General features: G+C 46.0%; 16 protein-coding genes. 4 read left to right on the top strand and 12 right to left on the bottom strand.

Going from position 1 to position 17,254, the window contains the following annotated elements:
- Window positions 1-50: 50 nt before the first annotated feature.
- The 6 genes from BQ7489_RS05640 to BQ7489_RS05615 form a co-directional block, all read right to left on the bottom strand.
- Window positions 51-377: a DUF4134 domain-containing protein gene (locus BQ7489_RS05640; RefSeq protein ID WP_017140656.1), complete on the bottom strand. Its 327-nt coding sequence runs from the start codon at window positions 375-377 to the stop codon at window positions 51-53.
- A 1-nt stretch (window position 378) separates the two neighbouring features.
- Window positions 379-825, bottom strand: a complete 447-nt coding sequence (locus BQ7489_RS05635) for a hypothetical protein (protein ID WP_004294463.1) — start codon at window positions 823-825, stop codon at window positions 379-381.
- A gap of 242 nt (window positions 826-1,067) precedes the next feature.
- The gene (locus tag BQ7489_RS05630; RefSeq protein ID WP_004294464.1) at window positions 1,068-1,955 is read right to left on the bottom strand and encodes a toprim domain-containing protein; all 888 of its coding nucleotides are present in this window, start codon (window positions 1,953-1,955) and stop codon (window positions 1,068-1,070) included.
- An 81-nt stretch (window positions 1,956-2,036) separates the two neighbouring features.
- Window positions 2,037-3,161, bottom strand: coding sequence for an AAA family ATPase (locus tag BQ7489_RS05625; RefSeq protein WP_004289317.1), 1,125 nt, complete (start codon window positions 3,159-3,161; stop codon window positions 2,037-2,039).
- Window positions 3,139-3,513: a helix-turn-helix domain-containing protein gene (locus BQ7489_RS05620; protein WP_004294465.1), complete on the bottom strand. Its 375-nt coding sequence runs from the start codon at window positions 3,511-3,513 to the stop codon at window positions 3,139-3,141. The genes BQ7489_RS05625 and BQ7489_RS05620 overlap by 23 nt, the downstream gene beginning before the upstream one ends.
- 198 nt (window positions 3,514-3,711) lie before the next feature.
- Window positions 3,712-4,356, bottom strand: a complete 645-nt coding sequence (locus BQ7489_RS05615; protein WP_004294466.1) for a hypothetical protein — start codon at window positions 4,354-4,356, stop codon at window positions 3,712-3,714.
- Here BQ7489_RS05615 and BQ7489_RS17555 point away from each other — a divergent pair.
- Window positions 4,261-4,554, top strand: coding sequence for a hypothetical protein (locus tag BQ7489_RS17555; protein ID WP_162129475.1), 294 nt, complete (start codon window positions 4,261-4,263; stop codon window positions 4,552-4,554). The two genes, BQ7489_RS05615 and BQ7489_RS17555, sit on opposite strands and share 96 nt — an antisense overlap.
- 60 nt (window positions 4,555-4,614) lie before the next feature.
- Here the strand turns inward: BQ7489_RS17555 and BQ7489_RS05605 are convergent, their stop codons facing one another.
- A complete protein-coding gene (locus BQ7489_RS05605) occupies window positions 4,615-5,745 on the bottom strand; it encodes a site-specific integrase (RefSeq protein ID WP_004289313.1) in 1,131 nt (376 codons plus the stop codon).
- 232 nt (window positions 5,746-5,977) lie between these two features.
- Here BQ7489_RS05605 and BQ7489_RS05600 point away from each other — a divergent pair, with 232 nt between their 5' ends.
- Window positions 5,978-7,243 (top strand): hybrid sensor histidine kinase/response regulator transcription factor, encoded by a 1,266-nt coding sequence (locus BQ7489_RS05600; RefSeq protein ID WP_072530310.1) that lies wholly within the window; start codon window positions 5,978-5,980, stop codon window positions 7,241-7,243.
- Between the two features lie 145 nt (window positions 7,244-7,388).
- Here the strand turns inward: BQ7489_RS05600 and BQ7489_RS05595 are convergent, their stop codons facing one another.
- A complete protein-coding gene (locus BQ7489_RS05595) occupies window positions 7,389-9,008 on the bottom strand; it encodes a sialate O-acetylesterase (protein ID WP_072530309.1) in 1,620 nt (539 codons plus the stop codon).
- A 298-nt stretch (window positions 9,009-9,306) separates the two neighbouring features.
- Between BQ7489_RS05595 and BQ7489_RS05590 the strand changes: the two genes are divergently transcribed.
- Window positions 9,307-11,838, top strand: coding sequence for a glycosyl hydrolase 115 family protein (locus tag BQ7489_RS05590; protein ID WP_072530308.1), 2,532 nt, complete (start codon window positions 9,307-9,309; stop codon window positions 11,836-11,838).
- A gap of 112 nt (window positions 11,839-11,950) precedes the next feature.
- Window positions 11,951-12,442 (top strand): GNAT family N-acetyltransferase, encoded by a 492-nt coding sequence (locus BQ7489_RS05585; protein WP_072530307.1) that lies wholly within the window; start codon window positions 11,951-11,953, stop codon window positions 12,440-12,442.
- Window positions 12,443-12,545: 103 nt separating this feature from the next.
- On the opposite strand, the gene BQ7489_RS05580 is transcribed toward BQ7489_RS05585, so the two are convergent.
- From BQ7489_RS05580 to BQ7489_RS05565, 4 genes are all read right to left on the bottom strand, one after another.
- Window positions 12,546-14,552 carry a biosynthetic peptidoglycan transglycosylase gene (locus BQ7489_RS05580; protein WP_083580465.1) on the bottom strand — a complete coding sequence of 669 codons (2,007 nt, stop codon included), beginning with the start codon at window positions 14,550-14,552 and terminating at the stop codon, window positions 12,546-12,548.
- 40 nt (window positions 14,553-14,592) lie between these two features.
- The gene (locus tag BQ7489_RS05575) at window positions 14,593-15,531 is read right to left on the bottom strand and encodes a hypothetical protein (RefSeq protein WP_072532046.1); all 939 of its coding nucleotides are present in this window, start codon (window positions 15,529-15,531) and stop codon (window positions 14,593-14,595) included.
- Window positions 15,532-15,656: 125 nt separating this feature from the next.
- Entirely contained in the window at window positions 15,657-16,502 is an 846-nt protein-coding gene (locus BQ7489_RS05570; RefSeq protein ID WP_072530305.1) for a CvfB family protein, read from the bottom strand.
- Between the two features lie 84 nt (window positions 16,503-16,586).
- The gene (locus BQ7489_RS05565; RefSeq protein ID WP_072530304.1) at window positions 16,587-17,252 is read right to left on the bottom strand and encodes an ABC transporter ATP-binding protein; all 666 of its coding nucleotides are present in this window, start codon (window positions 17,250-17,252) and stop codon (window positions 16,587-16,589) included.
- Window positions 17,253-17,254 lie beyond the last annotated feature (2 nt).

Here is a 17,254-nt window from a genome sequence, read left to right as displayed (position 1 = left end):
GCAGTTCTTCCGAATCATCATCGCGGCAACACGCCGCCGGTTGCCGGTTTCTATATGCGATAGCCGAAAAAGGCAGGAAAGACGAGGAACGCACCGATCAGGAACAGACACGCGCCGACAAGCGTTATGATGGACTTGGTGATGCCGTCCTCGCCCGTGTTCATCTTTACGTAAATCTGGAATCCGGACACAATCACACAAATCCCGGCGATGGCACAGCATAGAGCTTGGACGTAAAACATCATCGTTACCACGTAGTCGTGCATCGTCGCCAGCGCATCCGCACCCCAACTGTAATTCACGCTGCCGCTTTTCGCCAGAGCTGAACAGGGGATGATGGAACAAAGCGCACATAGTATCTTTTTCGTTTTCGACATCTTACAGCTTATCTTTGACCGGTCTCCATTTCAGGCAGGGACGGTTGTCCAAGCGTCCTTTGGAAATCAACGCCTTATACATCTCTTCGTCGGTAAAGCCGTCGGACAGGTAGGGAGCGATCTCTTCCATCTGCGCCTCCGCCTTGGCCTTCAGCCTTTCAAGCCGCTCTTTCGCGGCTGCCTCCTTTTTCCCTGTATCGCCGTCTTGTACCGCAGGTGGGGCAGCTACGGCTTCCGTGTCGCATGTCTCATTTCCGATACTAAACCCGGTCTCGTTCTCCGAAACCTCGACACTCTCTTCCGTGGCATCCATCGGACCGAGGTCGAAAACTTCCTCGTCAGTCTTCTCCGTTCCCTTCTTTCCATACAGGTCACGGGTAATATTGACTGCGTAATAGACGATGTACAGCCCCGTCAGTACAAGGGCGAATATAAAGTATGAACTCATTTGTTTTTAAGTATGAAATTAAACTTTAATTGAACTTTGAAAGTACAAATGCAAAGAAATGTATTATATTCGATATAACGAAATCTCTTTATATCAAACAGTATTTTATTACATAGAAATAAGTACGAAACATATAAATTGAACTTTAATTTCATACTTTAAGGCGAATGTACCGGGAAAAACGGGCATAAAAAAAGCCCTCCCGGGAGGAGAGCTTTCAAGGGAGGGGTAACGATAATGCCTTACCGTTTCTTTCCACGCAGGTAATCGTTCAGGTCCTTGTACTCGTGATAACGGAGTGCTTCGTTGTGTACCCGCTTGCCGTACATGCCGGCGATGGTCTCTTCCGTTTTCTGTCCGGCGAGATCATTGTCGAGATAACAGTGTATTTCCTCGTACACCTGCAAGTGTTCCAAAGCCTTTTTCAGGTTGTTCACCGAGTTCATCACGAGGTAATCGCAAGGTGCGCCGATGCAGACCGTATCATCACCCGTCTGTTTCAGCGTCAGGTAAGAGAGAAAATCCATGAAGCCTTCGAACACGCAAACCCGGTTCTGTGCTTCACTATGAGAATGCCTGATGACAGAGATGTCCTTACACCGGATACAGCCCTTATAATAAGGATTGCGAATCTCGTACCCGCCCGCCACGTTACCGAAGGCAAGGGCGAAGTAGCGCCGTTGCCGCAATTCATAATGGACCTCCCGGCAGAACATGCGGCCGATGTCTCCGTCGATTCCACGGGAATGAAGGTACGAGAGCAGCGCATGGTGCTGCAACGGTACGATGAGCACGTCCTTCATGTCGGCTTCGACGGGTCGGGGCGTTGTCCCCGGAATCCGCACCCTTTGTATCGGGATAGCGTTCTCGTGCTTGCCTATATAGGCAAGCACTTCGCTCACGCTGTCCGTCCGGTAAAGGTGCTTGCCCAGTTCCACAAGGTCTCCGCCCGTCGCTGCGCCAAAGTCATACCATTCGTTGAGCCGGTCATTGACCTTGAACGACGGGGTACGCTCATTGCGTAGCGGCGACAAATACCAGTATTGTTTCGATGTTACACTCTGGGGGTGGTAGCCGAGGCTGGCAAGATAGTCCACGATACGCAGTTGTTTTGCTTCCGCTATGGTCATGTCATTTTCTTTTCACTTGTTTTCAAAAAACGGTTTACTTTGGTTTTTCTCCTATATATACCCGGACCAAAGTAAACTAAATTATTTTTCACCTTCCGCGTCCTCGCATTCTTCGTCGAAAAGCAAGGCTTCGGTCGGGGTCACATCGTAATAAAAGAGCTTGTCCCGTTTGACGATCAGCTTTAGGTTTTCCGTCAGGTACTGCAGCAGTTTTATCATGACGCTGCGTCCCCGTTTGAACCCGATAGCCTCATAGGAAGCCATGAGAGCCTGTAGTACGTTCTCGAAACCTTTGATGGGCCTGTCCCCGAAAGCGGCGGAAAGCGCCTCCCGGTGCTGCTCGATGGACAAATCCATGAAGCTGCTCCGGGCCTTCGGTCTCACGCTGCCATCAAACGAATAGTTATCCACCATGACCGGCAATCCTTCGTCATCAACGGAAAAAGCAAACGGTTTGAACTCCTTCTCGCGGATATGCAGCGCATGAACTTCACTGATAACGGGATTCTCCGCACTCTTGGTGATGACCAGCACCGTTTCCGCCTTATTGCTCATTTCCGTGCCGATATGCCCGCGCACATTGTTGTCGCCTTTATTCAGGTGCAGCACACAATGGATATGCAGGTCGTATTTCGACGACCACTCCATCATCTTGTTGATAACCTCCACCGATTCGCTGGTGCTGTTGATGTCGAGCATCAGGTCGCGGATGCCGTCAATGATGACCAGCCCGTACCCTTTGTTCTGTCGCAGAGCGTAGTCGATGACCTCAATACGCACGGCTGGCGTGTATTCCCGCAGGCAAATGAAATCGAGATTCTCGTTGTCGGTTGTGGTGGGCAGCCCCGCCAGGCGGAGAATACGTTCCAACACGTTATGGCAATGGAAACGGCTCTGTTCGGTGTCCACGTACAAGATCCTACGCTTGCCTTCGGGCAGATGCGCCCGGTAGTTCAAAACCTGCCGGCCCGCCAGTGACGCGGCGACAATAGCAGAGACATTAAACGTCTTTTTCGCCTTCGCCTTACCCGTCGAAGCGCTAAAATTGCCGAGCGTCGCTATGGTGGAGTTGTCGATCCATATAATCTGGGGCGGAGTCACGTAGGTGTCCGTGGCCTTTATCTGCGATGCCGTGAGAATATCCGACAGGCGATTCTCGTCCAGTTCCGCCCACGAGTTACGGTCAGTTCTTTTTTCGTTTTCCATAGCGCTTCTGGTTAAAGAACGGTTGGGTTGCGGATACTTCCGTCGCCATACGCATGGCATCGTCCACCGTAGGTTCGTAGTTTTGCAAGAGCCATGCGTCCAGCTCTTCCTTCGCGAAGTAAAGCATCTTGCCGCGAGGTTTGTAGTGCGGGATTTCCTTGTTCGATGTGAGTTTGTACAACATACTTTCGGACACGCCGATATACATGCACGCCTCTTGAAAAGTGAAGACTTTCTTGGTCGTGTAAATGGTATTTTCCAGCAAAGCCACACGCTCCAACAGACCTTCCACCGGTTCCAACTTCTTGAGAACCGCTTCTATGGCGGTCAGCCGTTCGCTTAACCGCTCCATGAATGTTGTTCTGTTTTGCATAAAATACATGTTAAAATTAGACAATGGAGAGTTACCTCCGTTATGCAGCGCGCTAACGGAGGTCAAAGTTATGTGATGTGAACCGGACAGCCGGAAATTCCGGCATGATACTATGCACGTATCACGGCAACTATCACTGTTTTATCTTTCACATACTTGGCTTTTTGGCACTTCGTGTCATATTTTCAGCCGACTGATGGCTTTTCGTATGCCGAGGTTTGCCGATGTAATGTTGTTCCTCGCCGCAGAGAGGGCAGACGAGAGGCTTGAAGCGGTAACATATCTTGTGCCGTCTTTGGACAACAGGAACCGCCCCTTGTCGAGAACCGACTGCCAGTGAGGCAGGATAAAGGTGTTTTCGAGCAACGCATCGAACAGAACCGCCACATGGCGGATATTGTTCACACGTATACAGAAATTCTCCTTGCAGGCAAAAAGCGCTTCCATGTCCTCGATGCGGAGAGTGGAAACGCAAAACAGATGATAAGCGTTGGCGCAAGCCACAATACCTGTCATCTGTTCACGGGAAAAATTGCAACCAAAGGAGAGAGGTGGAGCGTTTCTGGAATCTTCTGTACGTGAAGAGTCGAACCATACTCCGGCAATGTCGTACTTTTGTTTCAAGGCCATGCACTCCTCGAAAGAAAATGTTTCTGCGGTAAAGAGGCTTTTGACGAGACTTGTACAATCGAGCAACAGCCCTCTGATGATATGAATGTTCATTTCATGGCAATTCCTGCAAACCGCACTGTTGCAGTCGATGTACCGGTGGCTGTTTATAAAGTCATCCACGTAGCGGCCATATCGTTTGCCGTCTGCCATGACGTCTTGAAGATAAAGCTCCCTTGCTTCGGAGAGCAACTCGTAAAATTCTTCCGCTACATCCTGTTCCGTAGCGAAGTGGTGCAGATGTGGTCTCCCTTCAAAAAAAGAGAGGACCTGTTGTTTTGTCCTTTCATGTCGAATTGTTTTTTATGGGTTTATACTTATTATAATAGTGGCATTACTTCGACCATTTGAAATATCGGAGAAAAGCCGGAAATATTTACCTGTAAATTGAATTTGACATGTATGACTACATCAGTCGAATAGGCCGTTAACCAAATTGACTGCTTCGTCTTTTTTCTGGTTGATGATTTTGGCGTACACCTGTGTCATTCTCACGGAGGTATGGCCAAGCAGCTTCGATACGGTATAGAGATCCGCACCGAGCGTCAGCATCATGGTCGCGAATGTATGCCGGGCGGTGTGAAAAGTAAAACGCTTGGTGATTCCGGCCGCTTCGGCCCACGGTCTGAGATACTGATTGATATTTGAAGGCAGGTTGAACACAGGATCGTCCGCAGCCTTGTCCTCACGCTCCGGCATCCATTTCAACGCCTCGTTGGAGAGTGGCAGGTAAATCGGTTCTTTGGTCTTCTGCATAGCTACCGCCAGACGGTATTGGCCGTTATCGACAAAGACATTCTTCCATTTCAGGCCGACAATATCGCTGATACGCAGTCCGCAGAAGCAGGAGAACAGATAGGCATTTTTTACCCTCCCTTCCTGCATCGGAGTGGCAATCAATGCCCGTACCTCTTCGATGGTCATATAGGACCGCACGCTTTCCGGCATTTTGGGCTTCTCCGACTTTTCCATCTCGTTAAACGGATTTCTCAACAACCGTTTAGCCCGAACGGCAGCATTCAGGGCGCCATTGAATATCTGATAATAGGTGTTGCGTGTAGAAGCTGCTATCGGCTTTCCTTTAGGGCGGAAGGTTGTCAGCATGTAGTCGATATAGCCTTGGCAAAAAGCGAGGTCAACCCGATCCAATATAAATCTTTCCCCTGCATATTCTTTCAGGATATGGGTAACGGCTTTGATTTGACCGATACCCTTCTTGTCGCGTTTCTCTTGGTACTCCAGATAGGTTTGCATCCAGTCCAGCAGATAAATCTTATCCGTATGGTTCACGATACCGGCTTCACCACTGGTCAGTTCGATAATACGTTTCGACTTGATGGCATTTGCGGCAGCCATTGTTATTTCATTTTGCCGACGGGTATTGCTGTCCGTTCCCGGAATAAGATACAGCTTCAGGTACTCGTATGTCCGTTTGCCGTTGCGGTATATATCCAGATACAGACTTTTGCTGCCATCGGACAAATCCTTCATCCGAAGACGGATTGGTTCTTTTACTTTTTTAGGCTTCTTTATTCGTGGCATAATCGTATTCTTTCATTCGTTATTTTTCGTATGCAAATGTACGAATTAAAACTGAAATCAAGAAACAAACAAGGAACAAAAATGTACCCAAAAAGAACCGATTAACAGAAAATAATGAAAACAACTGAAAGAAAGAGCGTCTTTATAAAACACTGATATAAAGCTAATTTATCTATACTTGTTTGGATTTTCTTTTCATCTTTAATATACCTGTTTATTTATTGTCAAGATATTGATCAATCTCTTATGGAACGCATTCAAATATACCCCACAAGGAGGATCAATCAATGTCTATATAAGACGTGGTACCGATGAAGACACAGAAAGTCCCTTACGTGAATATGCAGAACTTACGGTTGAAGATAGTGGTCCGGGCATCGATGAGAACGAAATGGAAAATATTTTCAAACGTTTCTATCAGGTAAAACAGACCAATCACCCTTCAGGTACAGGAATCGGACTGCATCTGGCACGTTCACTCGTACTTCTCCATCACGGAACCATCTCCGTAGAGAATAATAAAGACAAACCGGGATGTAGGTTTATAGTCCGTATTCCTCTAGGCAACTCGCACCTTACTTCCGAGGAACTGTCGACCGATAAAGCCATAGACGTCAAGCCAATGGAAACTATCCGTCCTGCCATTGAAATCACGACAGCGCCCCAACAAAATGAAAAGGTACGTGCCAAAACACGATATGTGGTATTGGTTGTAGAAGATGAAGAAGAAATAAGAAATTACTTGAATGCAGAATTGAGTTCTTATTTCTCAATCATTACCTGCAAGAATGGAAAGGAAGCGATGGAGATAGCCCTGAGGCAAAAAGTAAACCTGATAGTCAGCGATGTCATGATGCCCGAAATGGATGGCTTCACTCTTTGCCAGAAATTGAAACATAACATCAATGCGAATGAAATCCCGATAATCCTGCTTACCGCCAGAACTCTTGAAGAAGACAAGCTGAACGGATTGAACCTGGGAGTTGACGCCTATATAACCAAGCCGTTTAAAATAGAGATTCTACGGGCAACCATAGAAAATCTGATCAAGAACCGGGAAATATTAAAAAACAATTATAAAGGCAACCAGACACAGGAAAATAAAATCAGTATGAACGTGGACGACAAGGCTCCCGATGAAAAACTGATGGAACGTGTCATGAAAATTATGAATGAAAACATAAGTAATCCTGAACTGAATGTGGAAATGATAGCACAGGAGGTCGGTATAAGCCGCGTACATCTGTACCGCAAACTGAAGGAACTGACCAACCAATCGACACGTGACTTCATACGCAATACACGACTGAAACAGGCCGCAATCCTACTTACTGAAAAGAACAAGAATGTAAGTGAAGCAGCCATGCTGGTAGGTTTTAACAACATCAACTATTTTTCAAGCGCATTCAAAGATTTCTATGGTGTACCTCCTACTGTCTATGTGGAACAATATAAAAAGAACAAGGTAGCCGAGAAAGAACAGAAAAAAGAAGAGTAAAAAAGAAGAGGCCGTTTCAAATATCTTTATTTTGAAACGGCCTCTCTTCACAACTAAACGTCTTATTCAATCACCTAAAAACACGACTTAAAATTATCTGATCTCACGGCAACAAAATTCCGAATATAATATATGTTTTCGTATTTTATTGGGCGAGCACAGCTTCTACCAAACGTCCGGCAGCAGTCTTTTTATCCAAAGGATGGATATCGTTCCATTCACCGGTATCGCTGTTCTTGATCAACGTAGCATTCGATACCTTGCTTACAGCATCTGCCTGCTGTTCCTGCAATTTTCCCCAGGCAAACTTTCCCGGATTATCGGGCGACATGAAACTGGCAAGCTCTATAATGTAGAAAGGTAATTGTGCATTACCGAACTTACTACGCCAGTCATTCATGAGTGAAACAAGCAGTGAAGAATATTCTTTCCATTTACCGACATTCGATTCTCCCTGATACCAGACTACTCCTTTGAACTGATAATTCAACAGCGGAGCTATCATTCCATTATAAAGTCCTAACGGCATATTCTGAAAGGCTACAGATCCTCCCGGCATAGAAGGCATTACGGTTCCTACACGATGCTTCCACGTTGTAGACAGATTGACCTCTTCCGGGCCACAGACCAGCTTATAAGGCTTTTCCTTTACAAAATGAGGGTATCCCCCATTACTGATCAGACGGACTGTAATCTGATTTTTCCCCGGCTTCAGAACTGATGCCGGAACCTTATAGATACGAGGTGGATATTGGTACGAAACAGAACCTACAAAATGTCCGTTCACATAAACAGAGTCGGCATCGACAATGCAACCTAAACGCAAGACAGCATCTTTCCCCTTCCACGAAGCCGGTACTTCAACCGACTGGCGGAACCAATGAGATCCGTTGATAGGACGCCAGCCGTTTGACCCCCATTGACTTGAAAACATGTCAACAGAATCCCAGGCTGAATCATCCAGGTTCTCGTCATACCAGAGAGTTGTGTCATGCAGCCCTTTATCGGAAGCATGTAACACCGCCTGCCACTGCCGTCCATGACGGGCACCGGTCCGCTGGATCTCATTCATCAATTCTTCCGAAGAATAAAGCGATTTCTGATTCAAATAAATCGGATAGTCCTTCAGTCCTTCTTCACTGATCCATGCTTCCACGGGAGTTCCTCCCCAACTGGAATTGACAATACCTACCGGTACTCCCGTCTTTTCATAAAGCAATTTAGCGAAGAAATAACATAAGGCCGAATATCCCATTACATTATCCTTGGTCAACGGTTTCCATGCCATAGGCTTGATATCCGACAACGGCGTATTGAAATCGTATGCATAAGGAACTTTCAGATAACGGATAGACGGATTCTCATACTGATTCACTTCATCGGCATATTTATCCATCACACGGGAAACCATCAATTCCATATTCGACTGCCCCGAACACAGAAAAACATCACCTATTAATATATTCTGTAATGTTATATCATTAATAGACATGGAAAAAGGTCCCCCCGGCTTTAAAGCGGGAAGATCTATCTGCCAATTACCCAAGCTGTCGGCAACCGCCTGATATTTTTTCTTCAAAAACGTCAATTGTATTTTTTCACCGGAATCGGCTTTTCCCCAGATTTTGACAGGGGTTCCTCTTTGCAGAACCATCCCATCAGAGATCAGGTTAGGTAAAACAATCTTTGCCTCGCTAATCACAGCGAAGCAAAGACTCAATAAAACTAACCCTAATCTATTATTAAACCAATTATTATGTCTCATAGAATCATTTTTTGTTACAATGCAAAGGTATGGAATAGAAAGAAAAGGAACATATGTAAAACAGAACTAAAATTTACCATAAAAGTAACATTCAGACCTTAAATGTTACATTTTGTTTCTTTTCTGTAACATATATGCTATACAACACATTTTTCATGAAAAAGGCAGATAAAAAATTACACATTTCATCCGACTTCAGGAAAAGCGTAACATCTGGAATATTATCCGTAACGCCCGATTATTTCACTTAACCGGCAATCTACTATTTTTGTCTTGTAAAAACAAATAATATTTTACTATGAAAAGACTGATACTTTCTGCCGCCATGGCAGCCTTATGCCTATCAGCTTCTGCAGCTGACCAGTTCATCCATTTCAAGAAAAATGCAGGCGACTTTACCCTGTTTGCAAACGGGACCCCCTGCCGTATCATAACCGACAGCAATGACGATGAAGCGGTCAAGATAGCTTTGGAGAATCTGAAGGAAGACTTTTTCCGCGTTACAGGTACTCGTCCGGAAATTTCGAATACAGCCGGAAAGGATTCATTATGTATAATAGCAGGCAGCCTACATACGCCGCTTATACAGAAACTTATCAAGGATAAAAAGATTTCTCGTAAAGAGCTGGAAAATAAAAAGGAGAAATACATAATCCAACTGGTAGAAAATCCGCAAGAAGGAATCAGCCGTGCCATGGTAATTGCAGGAAGTGACCGCCGCGGAACTGTCTACGGAATCTATGAACTGTCGGAACAGATGGGTGTTTCACCATGGTACTGGTGGGCAGACGTACCCACCAAGCCCCAGAAAGAAATATATTTCCGCCCCGGTACATATACAGATGGAGAACCGGCCGTGACTTACCGCGGTATCTTCCTGAATGATGAAGCTCCCTGTCTCACCGGATGGGTGAAACAACGCTATGGCACCAACTATGGTGACCACCGTTTCTACAGCCGCGTGTTTGAACTGATCTTACGATTAAAAGGTAACTATCTATGGCCGGCCATGTGGGGATGGGCCTTCTATGCCGACGATCCTGAAAACGGAAAGACCGCCGATAAAATGGGAGTCATCATAGGCACTTCACACCACGAGCCAATGGCCCGTAACCACCAGGAATGGGCCCGGAAAAGGAAGGAATACGGTGCCTGGAACTATGCAACCAACAAAGAAGTCCTTGACAAATTCTTCACGGAAGGAATTGAACGGATGAAAGGGACGGAAGATGTTGTAACCATAGGTATGAGAGGTGACGGCGATGAAGCCATGAGCCAGGACGTAAATGTCCGGTTGCTGGAGGATGTGGTCAAGAACCAACGGAAGATTATCGAGAAAGTGACACGGAAACCGGCCAAGAAAACCCCACAGGTATGGGCACTCTATAAAGAAGTGCTCGACTATTATAATCAGGGTATGCGTGTCCCGGACGATGTCATCATGTTACTTTGCGATGATAACTGGGGAAATGTCCGGAGACTGCCGACTGCCGAAGAACGCAAGCATCCCGGAGGTTGGGGCATGTACTACCATGTAGACTACGTGGGAGCGCCACGTAATTCAAAATGGCTGAATGTCACCCCTATCCAGAATATGTGGGAACAACTCCAGCTTACTTATGACTATGGGGTAGACAAACTGTGGATCCTGAATGTAGGCGACCTGAAACCGATGGAATATCCCATCACACTCTTCCTCGATATGGCATGGAACCCGAAAGAATACGACGCTTCAACCCTATTGGAACATACGCGCAGATTCTGTGCACAAGCTTTCGGTGAAGAACAGGCAGATGAAGCCACCCGTATTCTCAACCTGTCATGCAAATATAACGGACGAAGTACAGCCGAAATGCTGGATGCATCGACCTATAATCTGGAAACAGGCGAATGGAAACAGGTGTCCGACGAATTTGCCAAATTGGAAACCGAAGCATTACGCCAGTATATCAGTCTGAAACCGGAATACAAGGATGCCTATAAACAGCTCATACTTTTCCCTGTCCAGGCAATGAGCAACCTGTACGAAATGTATTATGCACAGGCCATGAACCATAAGCTTTACGCCGAAAACAATCCGGAAGCCAACTATTGGGCCGATAAAGTGGAAAAAGCTTTTGCCCGCGACAAGGAACTGTGCGATGATTACAACAATGTAATGTCAAACGGGAAATGGAAAGGAATGATGACCCAGAAACACATCGGATATACTTCCTGGAACGATAATTTCCCGGCCGACAAACTGCCGGAAATATACCGAATCGAAAAGCCGGAAGAAGCGACAGGTGGATATGTATTTACCGCCAAAGACGGATATGTGGCAATGGAGGCAGAACACTATTTCGGACGTACGGATGCCGCCAATGCCCGGTGGACCATTATCCCCTATATGGGACGTACACTGAGCGGCATGTCACTGATGCCATATACAGAACCTACCGGAGGAGCCTCTGTAAGCTATAAGATGAAATTACCCGAAAATCTGGATTCCGTAACGGTCCATGTCGTTGTCAAATCAACTTTGGCCTTCCACAAGAAAGAAGGGCATACCTATACTGTAGGATTCGAAGGAGGAGAATCGTTCCCGGTCAATTTCAACAAGAACCTGAACGAAGATCCCGAAAACATCTATACCATATATTATCCTACGGTAGCACGGCGGGTAGTGGAAAATAAGATCAGTATGAAGCTCCCGGCTCCGGTAAACGGAGAACATACTCTTGTGTTCAAACCGTTGGATCCGGGTATTGTACTTGAAAAGATTGTTGTAGACTGCGGAGGATACCAGCCATCCTTCCTGTTCATGAAAGAGTCTCCCTGTAAAAGATAAATAAATCGCCGATCCCCTTGAGTACAACAACAAATGTCTCAAGGGGATTTTCATTTAACTTATATTATACGAGAAATAGATTATCTTTGCAATACAAAATATAATTGTCACTATGATACGAAACATAACACAACAGGATATTCCGTCCATTACGGCCATCTACCGTGAATATGTACTGCACAGTACAGCAACATTCGAAATAGAACCTCCTACCGAGCAACAGATGCAGGCCCGTATAGAATCGTTTGCCGCACATTATCCTTGTCTGGTTTACGAGACAGACGACCACCGGATTGCCGGATACTGCTATGCACATCCATGGAAGGAAAAAGCCGCCTACCAGCACACGTTGGAAACAACCATCTATCTGGACCCTTCACAAAAGGGAAAAGGTATCGGCAAGCAATTGATGGAACAACTGGTAAACACCTGCCGGAACCAAGGGCACCACGCATTGATAGCATGCATTACCGCCGAAAACCGACCCAGTTGCGCCTTTCATGAAGCATTGGGCTTCGAACAGGTATCCTTATTCAAGGAAGTGGGAATCAAATTCGGACGCCTGCTGGATGTTGCCGATTATGAACTGATTCTGGATAAATGACCAGCCATATTGTAAAAGGACCTGATATCCTGCTGCGGATATCAGGTCCTTTTATCCTAAAGGCCAAGTCATCTTTATGGAAAGTTCAAGTTCTTTTTTCTGATTATTCAAGTTCTTTTCCAGATTCGTCAAGTCCTTTTTCCAACCCCATAAGTCCCTCCACCGACAAGCTGTCTGCGGCAAGTCCTACAGAATCCGGGGACAATATCAATTCCTTTGCCGGTCCTTTTACTTCAACCTGAGGCACAATATTTTCAGCCTCTTCTTCGCTTATCATCCCTTTTGCTGCCAGACGACGGGCTATCAGACGATAATAGCCCGACTGGTTTTCCTTCAGCGTAGCATCCGGATTAAAGACCGAGCGGAAGTGTTTCGGTTTCGGAATGATAGACGCCAGGAAAATGGCTTCGTTAACGGTCAGCTCTGACGGTTCTTTATTAAAATAGAAATGAGAAGCCTCGCACGCTCCATATACCAGCGGCCCCCACTCGATAATATTCATATAGACTTCATACATACGCTCCTTGGAAGTAATATGCTGATTCTCTATCAGCCAGACAATCAATGCTTCCTCCAGCTTACGGGCTATGTTCTTATGACGGTTCAGAAACACATTCTTCACCAATTGCATGGTTATGCTGCTACCTCCACGGGCAAAACGCCCAACCTGCAGGTCGTAAGCCAATGCCTCCTGTACAGCCCCCGGATAAAAGCCTTGATGATAGAAAAAACTTCCGTCTTCCGATTGCATGACAGCCATCTGCAATAACGGTGAAATCTGGTCAAGCGTACGGAAATCAGGATTCGAAGGCCCGATGGCGAACGTCCTCACCGGCAAGTCGTTTTCATAAGCCGTATATTCGAATTCATCATTCATCCGTGTAAGATCTCCTTTTCCAAAATCAATGATTCTGAACCCATGACCATAAAGATCGGATGAAAACTGCAAGGCCTGCAAGTCATTGAAATCGATATCCAGATTCAGGTCATAACTCAGATTTCCGGTAGTTTCAAGTCCCTGCACATGCTGGAACAGACCGGCAGGCAATGAAGCGAACAAATCCTGGGCCGGGAAATCCGGACGATGTATATGAGCCTTAATATGCCAACGGCCGGTCTTTTCGGCCCTGATATACGGATGAAAATCAATCCGGTTAAACACAATGGTAGAAGTGCTGTCCAGTTCAAGGGAACGAGCCCCTATATTGATCTTATAATCAAGACTTCCATTATCCAAATCGATGGTATCCGGAGACAGGGCCTTGTGATAGACTTCCAGTCCGCTCACTGCAGCCAACCCTTGTAATACGGTTCCTTTATAAACCGCATTACGGGAAGCCGACAGACTGAAAGCAATGGAATCAAACTTGACAACTGCATTATAGTGGGGACCTATATAAGGTAAAATGACTTCCTCACCATTTTCGGCCGACAGAATTCTGCCTTCCAGCTTCTGATTCCCTGGCTCCAATGATTCCACAACCTTCCACCTGTTGGATACATTCCCTTCTTCTACCCTTATTTCCGATGCAAAATGACTTTCCTTCAGACTTATATCCGGAATATTGAACGATGTAACCAATGAATCACGCTGACCGATTACCGTAAAATCCGTCAGCTCGCCATTCTCGGGCAGCAGACGGAACAACATTCCCAATATCTTATCAACCCGCTGATTATAATCCATAGTTACCGGAACATCCTTCTTGTCCGGTTCACCACCTGGTCTATGGAACAGAAAATCATAATTCGAAATGCCATGACGCTTGATAAACGACAGCTTCAATCCGTCAGTCATCACCTCACGGACCGAAATATCACCGCCCAGCAACGGAAACAGATCAAGCGTAACATCTACCTTCCGTAATGTCAACAAGGTATCACGCCCTACAGGAACAACACTCAGTCCCTTCAATGATACAGAGGTCAAAGAAGGCATGCCTAATTCTTCATAAGATATATTCAACCCATAACGCAAAGAAACAGACTGAATTTTCAAACCGGCCATATGACGCAGAATTGCCCCACGGGAAAAGAAAAGTCCCACTCCTGCCAGCAGCAGAAGCGAGACCAATCCTATCATGACAAGCTTTAGCCATTTTTTTATCATAGCAAACAGATTGGTATCTGTCTACAAAAATACATTTTAGTTACATGTTACGCAAGAAAGCACGGCCGGATTGTTTGTTTTCATGTCTCTTCTCCTTTTGGGAAGGTCTTACCGCCTGACGGACCTTTTTTTCTCCACCCCTGGATGGACGTACCGACTCACGACGGTTACCTCTGTCCTGCGTACTGCTTGGACGGGTATATGGACTCGGCCTGCCCTTATCGGCCGGACGCTTGCCGCCAGACACCGGACGATGGACTTCCGGACGCCTGTCACCTATCCCCGGTCTGGTCCTGTCCGTATCCGGACGACCCTTTCCCGGTTTTACAGCCGATGCTCCGGGATGCGGACCATGCACCGGTGTAAAATGGAAACCATTCCCCCCTTTGGACGGGCGAGGCCCTACAAAATCATGTTTACGGAAATCCGGACGGCTACGGAAATGTCCCGCATAGACCGGATGATGATAACGTTTCGCATAATTCTTCCTATAGAAACTTATTCCACCGCAATGGAGACGGCTATGCGCACCACGATAAGTCAGATAATGTCTGGGCCGCCCGAAATAAAAGAAATCATGATTAGGATATCTCTGATAAATACGCAGATGACATACATGGTTCAAGGCATAGACAGGACGGAAAAAATAATCCAATGCCATAAAACGGGCGTATGCCAGACTGGACAGGACCCAGCGTAAATCATCGTTACGCTCATCCAGATAACGGTAATAACAATCCAATGCATACGGATCGGAATATGCCAGACGGTCAATATAAGGATCTACATTATACAGAAAATCGTAATTGATTTCAAAAAGGTCATTATACTGGGCATTGCTCAGATTCAATTCAAACGCCATACGGTCGGTCAGGAAACGTGCGTTGACACGGATATCCCCCAAACTGGAGGCAAAAGTCGGAACCGCCATCCAACACAAAACTGCCACCAATATTAAACTCCATTTCTTTACCTTCATATCTTCATCGTTTTTAATTTCTCTGATACAAAAATAGGAGGATAAAAATCCTCCTACAATAAAATATCCCCACATGTCAATAGGGACTTTCCTATTTCTTTTAGGGAAACGGACTTTCTTCCCGATCAATTCCCCGACACCAGACGGATACCATCCGGTTCCAATATAATCAGGCGCTTCTTGTACAGATCTCCCACAGCCTTCTTGAAGGTTTTCTTGCTTACGCCGAAGGTCTGATAGATGGTTTCCGCATCAGTCTTGTCATTGACGGAAGTATATCCATTATTATCTTTTATGAATTGCAGCAAGACTTCCGCAAAATCCTCCACATTCCTGGCACCGCTTCTCTGCAATACCAGATCTATCTTCCCGTCTTCACGCACATGCTTCACAAAAGCCTTCATCTGCATACCCATCTCAAGCGGCTGGAAAATCTCATTATGGAAAAGCATTCCACTGAACCGGTTGTCGACAATCACTTTATAGCCTAAATCTGTCCGTTGCCATACCAGAATATGTACCTCTTCCCCTGGCTTATAGGTCGGTTTTTCTTTTGAAAGATAATGCTCGACCTTGGCAGAAGCCACAATCCGGTAACTTTCATCGTCCAGATGTACATGTACTATATAGCGGCCACCTTTCTGCATCTTTGCCTTCTGTTCCCGGAAAGGGACAAACAGGTCTTTCATCAATCCCCAATCAAGGAACGCACCGAACTGGTTGACCCAGGCCACTTCCAGGCAGGCAAATTCACCGACCTGCACATAAGGATCCAACGTCGTTGCCACCAGACGTTCATCCATATCCAGATAAATGAACACATTCAGCACATCACCCGGCTTGCAGCCTTCGGGCACATAGCGTTTCGGCAAAAGGATTTCACCGTCTTCATCACCGTCAAGGTACATACCGAAGTCGACTTCTTTCACGACTTCCAACTGATTATATTTTCCTAGCTGTATATGACTCATAAAATGATATTAGTACAATATTTTGCAGTAAAGATAGAAAGTTTTTTTCACTTTCAGATAAATTGATACCACCGTCTGCAGTTTTCAACGGGATTTCATCTCAGTAATCCTTCCGTCTACAATATGGATGGTCCGGTCGGTCTGGGCAGCCAAAGCTTCATCATGCGTGACAATAACGAAAGTCTGCCCCAGTTTATCACGCAAATCGAAAAACAGCTTATGCAATTCTTCTTTGTTCCGGGTATCCAGACTGCCGGAAGGTTCATCCGCCAGAACCACCGACGGATGGTTAATCAGGGCACGCGCTACTGCAACACGTTGCTTTTCACCACCCGAAAGTTCGGATGGCTTATGCGACGCACGCTCCGCAAGTCCCATGAATTCCAACATCTCCTTCGCTTTCTTTCTGGCTATGCCCGCCGAATTTCCTTGAATCAAGGCCGGAATGGTCACATTCTCCAAAGCCGTAAACTCCGGCAACAACTGATGGAACTGAAAAACGAAACCGATTTCCCTGTTACGGAAGGCAGCCAGTTCACTCCCCTTCAAACGGTTGATTTCGGTCCCGTTCAGAACAATCTTTCCCGAGTCAGGCTTATCCAGTGTTCCCATAATCTGGAGCAAAGTAGTCTTTCCGGCCCCACTCGGCCCCACAATGCTCACCACTTCCCCTTTATCTATAGTCAGATCTATACCTTTCAATACTTGCAAGGTACCGAAACTCTTGGTAATTCCCTCCAGCTGTATCATAA

The organism is Bacteroides ilei (genome assembly GCF_900128495.1).
In the GTDB taxonomy this organism is placed as follows: domain Bacteria; phylum Bacteroidota; class Bacteroidia; order Bacteroidales; family Bacteroidaceae; genus Phocaeicola; species Phocaeicola ilei.
The sequence above is the reverse complement of the archived record's forward strand: the minus strand, read 5'-3'. Positions and strand labels throughout refer to the sequence as shown.

Bases quoted from the DNA above. Each gene is read 5' to 3' on its own strand.
- BQ7489_RS05640 (WP_017140656.1), bottom strand. From the start codon at position 377: ATGTCGAAAACGAAAAAGATACTATGTGCGCTTTGTTCCATCATCCCC.
- BQ7489_RS05635 (WP_004294463.1), bottom strand. From the start codon at position 825: ATGAGTTCATACTTTATATTCGCCCTTGTACTGACGGGGCTGTACATC.
- BQ7489_RS05630 (WP_004294464.1), bottom strand. From the start codon at position 1,955: ATGACCATAGCGGAAGCAAAACAACTGCGTATCGTGGACTATCTTGCC.
- BQ7489_RS05625 (WP_004289317.1), bottom strand. From the start codon at position 3,161: ATGGAAAACGAAAAAAGAACTGACCGTAACTCGTGGGCGGAACTGGAC.
- BQ7489_RS05620 (WP_004294465.1), bottom strand. From the start codon at position 3,513: ATGGAGCGGTTAAGCGAACGGCTGACCGCCATAGAAGCGGTTCTCAAG.
- BQ7489_RS17555 (WP_162129475.1), top strand. From the start codon at position 4,261: ATGGCAATTCCTGCAAACCGCACTGTTGCAGTCGATGTACCGGTGGCT.
- BQ7489_RS05615 (WP_004294466.1), bottom strand. From the start codon at position 4,356: ATGGCAGACGGCAAACGATATGGCCGCTACGTGGATGACTTTATAAAC.
- BQ7489_RS05605 (WP_004289313.1), bottom strand. From the start codon at position 5,745: ATGCCACGAATAAAGAAGCCTAAAAAAGTAAAAGAACCAATCCGTCTT.
- BQ7489_RS05595 (WP_072530309.1), bottom strand. From the start codon at position 9,008: ATGAGACATAATAATTGGTTTAATAATAGATTAGGGTTAGTTTTATTG.
- BQ7489_RS05590 (WP_072530308.1), top strand. From the start codon at position 9,307: ATGAAAAGACTGATACTTTCTGCCGCCATGGCAGCCTTATGCCTATCA.
- BQ7489_RS05585 (WP_072530307.1), top strand. From the start codon at position 11,951: ATGATACGAAACATAACACAACAGGATATTCCGTCCATTACGGCCATC.
- BQ7489_RS05580 (WP_083580465.1), bottom strand. From the start codon at position 14,552: ATGATAAAAAAATGGCTAAAGCTTGTCATGATAGGATTGGTCTCGCTT.
- BQ7489_RS05575 (WP_072532046.1), bottom strand. From the start codon at position 15,531: ATGAAGGTAAAGAAATGGAGTTTAATATTGGTGGCAGTTTTGTGTTGG.
- BQ7489_RS05570 (WP_072530305.1), bottom strand. From the start codon at position 16,502: ATGAGTCATATACAGCTAGGAAAATATAATCAGTTGGAAGTCGTGAAA.
- BQ7489_RS05565 (WP_072530304.1), bottom strand. From the start codon at position 17,252: ATGATACAGCTGGAGGGAATTACCAAGAGTTTCGGTACCTTGCAAGTA.